This is a genomic window from Nocardia sp. NPDC003963 (genome assembly GCF_053605105.1).
This window is the reverse complement of the sequence record NZ_JBSGIP010000022.1, coordinates 63,541-74,639: the sequence shown is the minus strand read 5'-3', so window position 1 is coordinate 74,639 and position 11,099 is coordinate 63,541. Positions and strand designations below refer to the sequence as shown.

Here is an 11,099-nt window from a genome sequence, read left to right as displayed (position 1 = left end):
GGCGATCAGTCCCGATAGACCGGTGGCGGGGGTCCGGGGGAAGGGCCGAGGGCCGACAGCCACGTGTTGTAGAGACGGTTCCAGGTACCGTCCGCGCGGATTCGATCGAGGGTCCCGTTGACGAACCGCACCAGATCCTCGTCCCCCTTGGGGATACCGATCCCGTACGGCTCTTCGCTGATACTCGGGCCCACCAGTTCGGTGTAGGGGTCCTGTTCCTGGAGACCGGCCAGGATCGCGTCGTCGGTACTCACCGCGTCCACCTGGCGCTGCTGCAGGACCACCAGGCAATCCGCCCAGGTGGGGACGGTGAGAATGGATGCGTCGGGCTGGATCTGGCTGATATGTTCCAGCGAGGTGGTGCTACGGATCGTGCACACCCGTTTGTTCGCCAGATCCTTCAGGCTGTTGATCCCGGAGTTCTGCATCGCCAGCACCCGCTGATGTGCCTTCAGGTACACGGTGGAGAAGGCGACCCGCTCCAGTCGCGCGCAGGTGATGGTCATGGTTTTGACGACCATATCCACCCGGTGCTCGACCAGCGCCGCCTCGCGCTCCTCCGAACCCAGGCTGCGGTACTCGATCCGGTCGGGATCGCCGAACAGGTCGCGGGCCACTTCGCGGGCGATATCGGCGTCGAAACCGACGATCACACCGCTCTCCGGGTCCCGGAAGCTGAACAGGTTGCTGCCGGTGTCCAGTCCGACCACCAGCCGACCGCGGGCCCGGATCCGGTCCAGCACCGGACCCGTCGCGCCCGGACCGGTGGGGCGCAGACCGGCCGTCGGGTCGCCGCAGTCGGTGCGATCGTCGGGTAGCGGTAGCGGACCGTCGGCCTCCATCGCGGTCGCCTGCGCGGGTAGCGGTGGTTCGGAGTAGTCGCTGTGCGGGATCTCGCTGTGCGGTCCCGGGCCGGTGGCGCAACCGGCGAGCAGCAGCGCGGTGCACATCATGGCGAACCGCAGCGGCCTCGATCGCCGCGACAGCCGCCGAGGGGCCGCCGGTCGGACCGGGTTTCGCGCAAACCTCATCGATACTCCCGCAGTCTTGGCCAGATGCCGAAGGCGATATACGCCGTGGCGGCGATGCCGAGGATCAATGCACCGGGCGCCAGATAGTCGAGTACCCGGGCACTGTGGAAAATATTGCTGCGCAGTGTCTCCCGGGTATCGGTGATACCTTCGCCCAGCGCTTTGTCCAGGGCTTCCACGTGGACGGTCGCGTTCTCGTCACCCGCCGCGGTGGCGATCGTGGCCGCGCGGGCGAATTCCCCGCGGTTGAGTGCCTCGTTCATCCGCTGATGCGCGGCCAGCCAGTGCAGCAGGGCGGCCCGCGCGTCGACGGTCGCCCGGTCGGTATGACCGGCGAGCAGTTCGTTGAGCCGGGTGATGTTGGCGTCGAACGCGTGGTCGTAGTCGCCGGTGGTGTCGCGGCGCACCAGCTTCAGGGTTTCCGCCGACCGTGCCTGCTGCGCGAGGATCCGGCTCTCGGTGAGCCGGGCGGCGGGGACCGTACCGTCGGCGCGACCGCTGGACATCGCCACCGAGGAGACCGATCCGGCGATCACGGTCCACAGCATGAGGATCAGGAGCGCACCCGAGGCCAGCAGCAGGCCCGGATTGAAGGTCCGGTGCCAGTGCCGGGCCAGCAGCCGTTGCCCCCAGACGAGCGCGATCACGGTGACCACGAGCAGGAGTATCGCGAACCACGGCGGTCGCACGTGCCGGTCCTGGGCGGTATCGACCGCGGCGGCGCGGCGCACATACAACTGTTCGGCCGCCGGGAGCAGCACCGTCTGCATCTGCGACGACGCCTCGCTCAGATACGCCGCGCCGACCGGATGGCCTTCGCGGTTGTTGGCCCGCGCGGTCTCCACCAGACCCGCGTAGACGGGCAGACCCGAGCCGATCCCCATCCGCTGTTCGACGTCCTGGGCGTCGTCGCCGGACAGCGTGACCAGGTCGGCGCCCGCTTCGCCCAGTGCCTGGCTGTAGCGGTCGCGCACCTGTTCGGGTTCCAGGCCACCGGAGATGAACGCCGTGGCCGCGGCGGCGTCGGCGACCGAGAGCGAGGTGTAGAGCCGATGTGCCGCGTTCGCGTCGGGTTCGGTGTGGGCGAGCAGGATATCGAGGTCGCGCTGGCGATCGTGCACCGCGCCCGCGGTGATCGCCCCCGAACCCAGGCACAGCACGACCAATAGCAGCCCGATCCCGAGTAGTCGCCCCGGGGAGGACTGCGCGAACAGGCGTAACCGTGCCGGATTCAACCACTTCCAGGCCTGCGCGATCCGGGGGCGGCCGCGGCCGGTTCGCCCGGGGACGGGTGCCGGTTCCGGGTGGGCCGGGCCGGGTTCGATCGCCACCCGATCCACCGCCAACCGCGTCATGTCCACCCTCCAACTCTGGGCGCCGTGTGCGCTGTATCGCTTCGCCGGTGCCGCGCGAGATCGCTCACACCGCGCCTATGAGCGTATTCGGTATTCTCCACGCGCGCGCCCCGACCTCCACAACGCCTCACTCACCGAGCACGGTGGGGCAGGATGGAGGCGACGGTCGACGAGGGCGGTGCGAGATGCGTGGTGACGGTGACGGGTGGTCCATAAGCCCGGGTGGTGTGCGGCACTGGGGCCTGTTCGGTGCCGCCGGGTTGCTGCTGCGCGCCCCACTCGACACCGGTGGTTCGGCGGTGTTGTTGCAGCATCGTGCCCTGTGGAGCCACCAGGGCGGCACCTGGGCGCTGCCCGGCGGTGCCCGCGACAGCGACGAGACCGCGGTGCACGCGGCGGTCCGGGAAGCCGACGAGGAGACCGGGATCAAGGCCGCCGATATCCGGGTGCGCGCCGAGCGGGTCACCGCCACCGCCCCGAGCGGATGGACCTACACCACCGTTGTCGCCGATGCCGGGAAGCCACTGCCGGTACGTCCGAACATGGAGAGCGTCGAACTGGCCTGGGTGCCGGAGGACGAGGTGGATCAGCGCCCCCTGCACGCCGGATTCGCCGACGCCTGGCCCGGGCTCCGCGCCACCCTCGCCCGGATGGATCCGGATGAGTGCACCGCGGCCGAAGCGGCGGAGCTGGCCGCGACCCTGCCCCGGACGGTCGATCTGGGCGCGGAATTCGTCTGGTTGCACGCCGAACCCGGCGGGCCCGGTGAACGCGCGGTGCTACTGGACCCGCCGTACCCGCCGGAGGACCCGGCGCCGAGCGGATCCCCGAATCCGATCGGCGCGGCGGGTCACGCGGGAGCGGGACTCGGCGCGGCCACCTCCGCGGAAGCCCGGGTACTGGGGATTCCGCGCAGCGCGGTGCTGGGTCCCGAGGGCTGAGATGGAAACCGGCACCGCGGAAGGCGGCCGCGCGGGACGGCCGTACGTACTGCTCTCGGTGGCGGTGAGCGTCGACGGCTATATCGACGATGCGGAGCCCGAACGCCTACTGCTGTCCAACGAAGCCGATTTCGACCGCGTGGACGGTGTCCGGGCCTGGTCGGACGCGATACTCGTCGGTGCCGAGACCGTACGCAGTGATGATCCGCGGCTGATCGTGCGCGACGAGTCGCGCCGTGCGGAACGGATCGCCGCGGGCCGGTCGGCGTATCCCCGGAAGGTGACGGTGACCGCGAGCGGTGACCTGGATCCCGACGCGCGTTTCTGGCATCACGGCACCGCCGGACACCCGCCGCTCGTGTACACGACCGAGGCCGGGGCGCGTCGGCTGCGCGACCGGCTGTCCGCGCCGGCCGAGATCGTGGTACTCGGCCCGGACCTCGAATTCGGACCGCTGCTCGACGATCTCGGTGCGCGCGGTATCCGGCGCCTCATGGTGGAGGGCGGTGGCCGGATCCATACCGCATTCCTGTCCGGCGGGCTGGCCGACGAATTACAGCTGGCCATCGGGCCCACACTCGTCGGCGACCCGGCCGCGCCGCGTTTCCTGCACCCCGCCCGGTTCCCCGGTGGTTCCACCCACCGCATGCGCCTGGTCGATATCGACCGGCTCGGGGATGTGGCAGTGTTGCGGTATCGACCCCGGGCGTAACCTCCGCCTCCGCTCCGGCCGTGCGCGGTCTGCGGACGGGCTACGCCCGACAGTGACCCCGGGCGTAACCTCCGCGTCCGCTCCGGCCGTGCGCGGTCTGTGGACGGGCTACGCCCGACAGTGACCCCGGGCGTAACCTCCGCCTCCGCTCCGGCCGTGCGCGGTCTGTGGACGGGCTACGCCCGACAACGCCAGCCAGGAGGCCCGGTGTCCGACCCCGACCACCACCATTGGATGAACCGGGCGATCGACCTCTCCCGGCTGAGTCCCCCGGCGCCCGGCGCATTCTCGGTGGGCGCGGTGCTCGTCGCCGACGGCGTCGAGATCGCCACCGGCTTCTCGCGGGAGACCGACCCCAAGGTGCATGCCGAGGAATCCGCGCTGGACAAACTGGATCCGGACGATCCGCGGCTGCGGCACACCACCCTCTACAGCACCCTGGAGCCCTGTTCGGAACGGGCGACCAAGACCCGGCTGCCCTGTACCGACCGGGTGCTCGCCGCCGGTATCCCGGTCGTGGTGATCGCCTGGCGGGAGCCGTCCACCTTCGTCGAGAACTGCGTGGGGGTGGAGAAGTTGCGTGAGCACGGGGTCCGGGTCCTCGAACTTCCCGATCTCGCCGACGCCGCCATGGCGGTGAACCGGCATCTCGATCTCTAGGACTGCCGGAATCGCCGGGAGTGCGGATCACCGCGGGAAAGAGCCGCCGGATTCTGTTGTTCGGCCCGTTCGGTAAGGCCGTGGATGGGAGCATCGTCAGATGGACCCAGTGACGGCAGTGGTGGTTTCGGCGATCGCGGCGGGCGCGGCGGCGGGGGTGAGCGATACCGCGGCACAGGCGGTGAAGGATGCCTATCTGGGATTGAAGGATCTGCTGTCGCGTAAGTACCGCGGGGTGGATTTCTCCGGGTTGGAGCGAAAGCCCGAATCGCAGTCGAAGCAGGCGTCGCTGGCGGAAGACCTCGACGACGCCGGCGCCTCCGGCGACGCGGAGTTGGGTGCGGCCGCGGTCGCGGTGCTGCGTGCGGTGCAGCAGCATCCTTCGCAGGTGGGGGTCGAGGTGCGCGATCTCGTTGCCGCGGCATTGGAGATCTCCGATATCGCCTCCACCGGTGACGGAGTGCGGGTCACCGACAGCGAGATCGCGGGGGCGGTGCAGATCGCCGGTGTGCGAGCGGGTTTCACGGAGGCGCCGGACCCCGGCACGGCGCGACACTGAGCCCGGGTGGCGCCGCGCCTTACGTTCCGCCACCGTCCGGCGGCGGAGCGAATTTAACCGGGAATCATATCGGTGGCGATGTCAATGTCGTGATTTCGGGAGACCGGGTACCGCGGACACTGCGGGGTCTGGTGCATATCTTTGGAGGCGACGACCTGCCCCGGATCGCCGAGACGGATCCGTATCTGCTGGGCGCGACGAGTTCGACGTTCGGCGGCCCCGGTGAATACGGGCGCGGAGACCGATATGTGGCGCGGACTGCCAACCGGGTCGACGAGCGCCTGGCGGAGGCGCTGACCGGTACCCGGATGGTGATCGTGGTGGGACCGTCCAAGGCGGGCAAGACCCGCACCCTCTTCGAAGCGGTCCGCGCCCTGGACTCCCGTGCGCGGATCGTCTGGCCGGTCATCGACGGAATCGGCGAGCTCGCCGGCCACCCCCGGGTCGCCGACACCGACGACACACTCGTGGTGTGGCTGGACGACCTGCACGAATACCTCTCCGGCAGTCAGGCGCTCACTACGGCGGTGCTGGCACAGCTGACCGCGCGCCCCGGGCGAACACCGGTGGTGGCCACGCTGCGCTCGGAGATGCGCGCTCAGCTCCGCGGCGAAGGTGAACTACGGCGTGACATTCGGCTGTTGCTCGAACAGGCGTCGATCATAGATCTGGCCGCCACCAGCGAAGACCCCGTAGAGCAGAATGCCGCCGTTCGGATGTACTCCGGCCAGGTGTTCGGGCCGCACGGTCTGGGTGAAGTGCTGGCGGGGGCGCCCGAGCTGCTGGCTCGTTACGACGACGCCAAGGCCGCCGACCCGGTCCGGCACACGGTGCTGCGGATCGTCGTCGACTGGGCGCGGATCGGGCGGCCGGATCCGATTCCGGAACCGATCCTCACCGAGCTGACCATCCGGCAGCTACGGGTGGAGCGGCCCGAGATCGATATCCAGCGTGCAGCAGTGGATTTCGCGATCGGTGCTGCCCGTACTGCACCGCAGGGTGCGGGCCGGGCGGCCGCGCTGCTCACCAGTTATCTCAGCGAGGAGGTTCGCGGGTACCGGCCTTTCGACTATCTGGTCGCCGCCGACGACGGTCAAGACAACCGCGCGCTCCGTCCCATCCCGGATTCGTTCTGGGAACATGCGACCCGGGACACCGGTCCGGAAATACTGTTCGCCGTGGCGAACACTGCCTACCAGCGCGAAAACACAGCTGAGGCGGGCAGGTTGTCCGAGCGGGCCGCGGAAGCAGGCCATCCGGGCGCGATGTACAACCTGGGGATCCTGCTCCATGCCCAGGACCGGTTGCCGGAGGCGGAGCACTGGTGGCGCCGGGCCGCCGAGGCCGGGGTTCTCGCCGCCATGGTTAATTTGGGGGAACTGCTGCATATTCGGAACCACTTGCCGGAGGCGGAGCACTGGTTGCGCCGGGCCGCCGAGGCCGGCGATCCGGCCGCCATGTCGAATCTGGGCAGTCTGCTCCATGCCCAGGATCGGTTGCCGGAGGCCGAGCACTGGTGGCGCCGGGCCGCTGACGCCGGGTCCGCTGCGGCGATGCACGGTCTGGGTAGTCTGCTCGAAGACCTGGGCCGGGTGCCGGAGGCCGAGTTCTGGTATCGCAAGGCTGCCGAGGCCGGTGAGTCGTCCGCGATGTACAACCTGGGGTTGCTGCTCTCCCGGCAGGGCCGGGTACCGGAGGCGGAGCTGTGGTATCGCCGGGCCGCCGAGGCCGGTGTCTCCATCGCGATGTACAGCCTGGGGGTGTTGCTCTCCGCACGGGAGGATCGCTTGCCGGAGGCGGAGCTCTGGTATCGCAAGGCTGCCGAGGCCGGTGAGTCGTCCGCGATGTACAATCTGGGGTTGCTGCTCTCCCGGCAGGGCCGGGTACCGGAGGCGGAGCTCTGGTATCGCAAGGCTGCCGACACCGGCAATCCGGGTGCGATGCACAACCTGGGCATACTGCTGTATGCCCAGGACGAGGTACGAGAGGCCGAGGAGTGCTGGCGCCGGGCCGCCGAAGTCGACTACTCGGCCTCGATGACGAATCTGGGTAACGTACTCGCCGAGCGAGATCGACCGGAAGATGCGGAGCTCTGGTATCGCAAGGCTGCCGAGGCCGGGATCCACGACGCGATGCACAATCTGGCGATACTGCTCCGCGCGCAGGGCCGGACGCACGAGGCGGAGATCTGGGACCGCAGGGCGAACGAGTGAGCAGGTGGATAGATTCGTCCGGCAGCCGGTGGGGCCGACGGCAGCTGCGCGTGGGTGCGCTTCGTCAACGCAGGCAGGCGGGCCCGAAAAGGGCTTTCAGCTCGCCCATGAGGGCGGGTGAGGTGGTGACCCGGAAGCGCGGGTCCAGGGCGAGCAGCCGGGGGCCCCGGGTGCCGATGAGATCGATCCGGAGATCGGTGGGGCCGGGATGACGCTGCAACGTTTCGCGCAGTGCGCGCACCGTATGCGGGGTACAGGACGCCACGGGGAGAGTGAGGGTGAGCGGATGGCCGGCGGTCGTGCCGGTGAGGTCGGGGGTACTGACCTGATCGCCCAGCAGCGACTGCCGTCCTTCGCGGATACTGACCGTCGCGGTGACCACCACGACGGCGTCCTCGGTGAGATACCCGGCAGCCGTGGCGTAGGCAGTGGGGAAGAACAGGATCTCGGTTCCGGCCTCCAGATCCTCCAGGCGGACCACTGCCCACGGCTCGCCCTTGCGGGTGACCCGCCGGTCCACCGCGGCGATGATTCCGGCCACGCGCACCCGGCGGCCGTGTGGCACCCGGCTGTCGAGCAGGGCGGCGATCGGAGTATCGCCCGCGGCGGCGAGCGCGGTCGCGATCTCGTCGAGCGGATGCCCGGATACATAGAGTCCGAGCATCTCCCGTTCGTAACCCAGTCGTTCGCGGGTGCCCCATTCCTCGTCGGGTACGGGCAGATCGAAAACCGATCCGTCGATCTCCGGGCCGGCGTCGGCACCGGAGAACAGATCGAACTGACCCCGTGCGGCGGCCTTCTTGGTGACCGCCACCGCGTCGATCGCCTCGGTGTGGATCGAGTACAGACCCTTGCGGGGATGGCCGAGTGATTCGAAAGCGCCCGCTTTGATCAGTGATTCGACCACCTTCTTGCTGCACGCCACGGTGTCGGCCCTGGCCAGGTAGTCGGAGAATCCGGTGAATTCACCGGCCGATTCGCGGGCCCGGAGCACCGCTGCGACCACCGGTTCCCCGACATTGCGGACAGCTCCCAGACCGAAGCGGATATCGGGCCCGACGCTGGTGAACGTGGCCACGGACTGGTTCACATCGGGTGGCAGGACCCGGATACCGCGTTTACGGCAATCGGCGAGGTAGATCGCCGATTTGTCCTTGTCGTCGCCGACCGAGGTGAGCAGGGCGGCCATGAATTCGGCCGGGTAGTTGGCCTTCAGGTAGGCGGTCCAGTACATCACCAGGCTGTAGCCGGCGGCGTGGGATTTGTTGTACGCGTACCCGGCGAAGGGGAGTACCGCCTCCCACAGCGCGGTCACCGCCTCGTCGCGGTAGCCGTTGCCGCGCATACCGTCTCGGAAGTTCTCGAATTCCATGGCCAGTACTTCCGGCTTCTTCTTACCCATCGCGCGGCGCAGCAGATCGGCCTGGCCGAGCGAGTATCCGGCGACCTGCTGGGCGATCTGCATGATCTGCTCCTGGTAGACGATCAGCGCATAGGTTTCGGCGAGGATCTCGCGCAGCGGTTCGTCGAGTTCGGGGTGGATCGGCGTCACCGCCTCCCGCCCGTTCTTGCGGTCGGCGTAGGACCAGTGCGCCCCCACCCCCATCGGCCCGGGCCGGTACAGCGCGTTGGAGGCCACCAGATCGTTGAACTCGGTGGGTGCCATCCGCAGCAGCAACTCGCGCATACCGGCCGAATCCATCTGGAAGACCCCGAGATTGTCACCGCGCGCCAGCATGGCGTAGGTCGGCGCGTCGCCGAGTGCGAGGGTGTCCAGGTCGATCTCGGTACCGCGGTTGGCCCGGATATTGTCCAGGCAGTCGCCGATCACGGTGAGCGTGCGCAGCCCCAGGAAGTCCATTTTCAGCAGACCGACCGCCTCACACGACGGGTAGTCCCAGCCGGTGATGATCGCCCCGTCCTGCGGGCGTTTCCACAGCGGCACGATATCGAGCAGCGGTTCGCTGGACAGGATCACCGCGCAGGCGTGCACGCCGGCACCCCGGATCATGCCCTCGAGACCCACCGCGGTGTCGTAGATCCGGCGCATATCGGGATCGCTCTCGATGAGCGCCCGGACCTCCGCGGCCTCACCGTAGCGAACGTGTCCGGTATCGGTGATTCCCGAAACCGGAATATCCTTGGCGGCCACCGCGGGCGGTAGTGCCTTGGTGATCCGGTCGGCGAGTGCGAATCCGGGCTGACCGAACTGGACGCGGGCGGCGTCCTTGATCGCTGCCTTGGTCTTGAGGGTGCCGAAGGTGATCACCTGGGCCACTTTGTCCGCGCCCCAGCGCTCGGTGGCGTAGCGGATCATCTCGCCCCGGCGGCGATCGTCGAAATCGATATCGATATCGGGGGCCGACGGGCGTTCCGGGTTGAGGAACCGTTCGAACAGCAGCCCGTGTTCGATGGGGTCGATATTGGTGATCGCCAGCGCGTAGGCGACCAGCGAGCCGGCCGCCGAACCGCGTCCGGGACCGACCCGGATCCCCACCTTCCGCGCGTACGCCACCAGATCGCCGACCACCAGGAAGTACGCGGGAAAACCTTTGTCGCGGATGATGTCCAGCTCGAATTCCGCACGATGCCGGTACTCGGCGGGCACGCCGTCCGGGAAACGCCAGCGCAGGCCCGTGTCCACTTCGCGGCGCAGCCAACTGTCCTCGGAATGTCCGTCGGGGACCGGGAACACCGGCATCCGGTCGCGGAACTCCCAGACCTCGTCGTACGGTTCGATCCGTTCGGCCACCGTGAGGGTGGTATCGCAGGCCCCCGGCACCTCGTCGTCCCACAGGGCCCGCATCTCCGCCGGTGATCGGAGATAGAAACCGTCGCCGTCGAACCGGAACCGCGCCGGATCCGAGAGCGTTCTGCCGGTCTGCACGCACAGCATCGCCTCGTGGGCCGCCGCCTGCTCGCGCCGCACATAGTGGCAGTCGTTGGTGGCCAGCGGTGCCAACCCGACCTTTTCGCCGACCGCCAGCAGATCCTCGCGGACCCGGCGTTCGATGGCCAGGCCGTGATCCATCACCTCGAGGAAGAAATTGTCCGGGCCGAAGATGTCCCGCCAGCGGCCCGCCGCCTCGTAGGCCGCGTCGAATTGTCCCAGGCGCAGCCGGGTCTGGACCTCGCCGGACGGGCAGCCCGTCGTGGCCAATACGCCCTCGGCGTGCTCGGCGACGAGTTCGGCGTCCATCCGTGGCCATTTCCCCAGCTGCCCCTCGAACGACGCCCGCGACGATATGCGGAAGAGGTTGCGTAATCCCACCGCGTTCGCGGCGAACAGTGTCATGTGCAGGTACGCGCCGGAACCCGAGACATCGTCGGATTTCTGTCCGGGATCGCCCCAGAAGACCCGTTTGCCGGAGAATCTCGACTCGGGCGCGATATAGGCCTCGATACCGATGATCGGTTTCACCGTGTGGCGCTGCGACTCCCGGTAGAACTCCGCTGCTCCGTACATATTGCCGTGATCGGTCATCCCGACGGCCGGCATCCCCAACCGCTCCGCCTCGGCGAACAGCGGACCCACTTTCGCCAGGCCGTCGAGCATCGAGTACTCGGTGTGGTTGTGCATATGCACGAAAGACGCATTGGTCATCGAAAACCCCGTGCCGTCGAACCG

At 68.6% G+C, this 11,099-nt stretch carries 8 protein-coding genes; 5 read left to right on the top strand and 3 right to left on the bottom strand.

Features of this window, described 5'->3' with window-relative positions:
• Nucleotides 1-5: 5 nt before the first annotated feature.
• Both ACWEWT_RS26335 and ACWEWT_RS26330 read right to left on the bottom strand, forming a co-directional pair.
• Nucleotides 6-953 (bottom strand): glutamate ABC transporter substrate-binding protein, encoded by a 948-nt coding sequence (locus ACWEWT_RS26335; protein ID WP_452562847.1) that lies wholly within the window; start codon nucleotides 951-953, stop codon nucleotides 6-8.
• A 74-nt stretch (nucleotides 954-1,027) separates the two neighbouring features.
• Entirely contained in the window at nucleotides 1,028-2,386 is a 1,359-nt protein-coding gene (locus ACWEWT_RS26330) for a hypothetical protein (RefSeq protein ID WP_452562846.1), read from the bottom strand.
• Nucleotides 2,387-2,571: 185 nt separating this feature from the next.
• On the opposite strand from ACWEWT_RS26330, the gene ACWEWT_RS26325 reads away from it, so the two are divergent.
• From ACWEWT_RS26325 to ACWEWT_RS26305, 5 genes are all read left to right on the top strand, one after another.
• A complete protein-coding gene (locus ACWEWT_RS26325) occupies nucleotides 2,572-3,327 on the top strand; it encodes an NUDIX hydrolase (protein ID WP_452562844.1) in 756 nt (251 codons plus the stop codon).
• A 1-nt stretch (nucleotide 3,328) separates the two neighbouring features.
• A complete protein-coding gene (locus ACWEWT_RS26320) occupies nucleotides 3,329-4,039 on the top strand; it encodes a RibD family protein (protein ID WP_452562842.1) in 711 nt (236 codons plus the stop codon).
• Nucleotides 4,040-4,246: 207 nt separating this feature from the next.
• Entirely contained in the window at nucleotides 4,247-4,699 is a 453-nt protein-coding gene (locus ACWEWT_RS26315; RefSeq protein WP_452562841.1) for a dCMP deaminase, read from the top strand.
• A 100-nt stretch (nucleotides 4,700-4,799) separates the two neighbouring features.
• Nucleotides 4,800-5,258: a hypothetical protein gene (locus tag ACWEWT_RS26310; RefSeq protein WP_452562839.1), complete on the top strand. Its 459-nt coding sequence runs from the start codon at nucleotides 4,800-4,802 to the stop codon at nucleotides 5,256-5,258.
• A gap of 131 nt (nucleotides 5,259-5,389) precedes the next feature.
• Nucleotides 5,390-7,471, top strand: coding sequence for a tetratricopeptide repeat protein (locus tag ACWEWT_RS26305; RefSeq protein ID WP_452562837.1), 2,082 nt, complete (start codon nucleotides 5,390-5,392; stop codon nucleotides 7,469-7,471).
• Nucleotides 7,472-7,535: 64 nt separating this feature from the next.
• Here the strand turns inward: ACWEWT_RS26305 and dnaE are convergent, their stop codons facing one another.
• A complete protein-coding gene (gene dnaE, locus ACWEWT_RS26300; protein ID WP_452562835.1) occupies nucleotides 7,536-11,075 on the bottom strand; it encodes a DNA polymerase III subunit alpha in 3,540 nt (1,179 codons plus the stop codon).
• Nucleotides 11,076-11,099 lie beyond the last annotated feature (24 nt).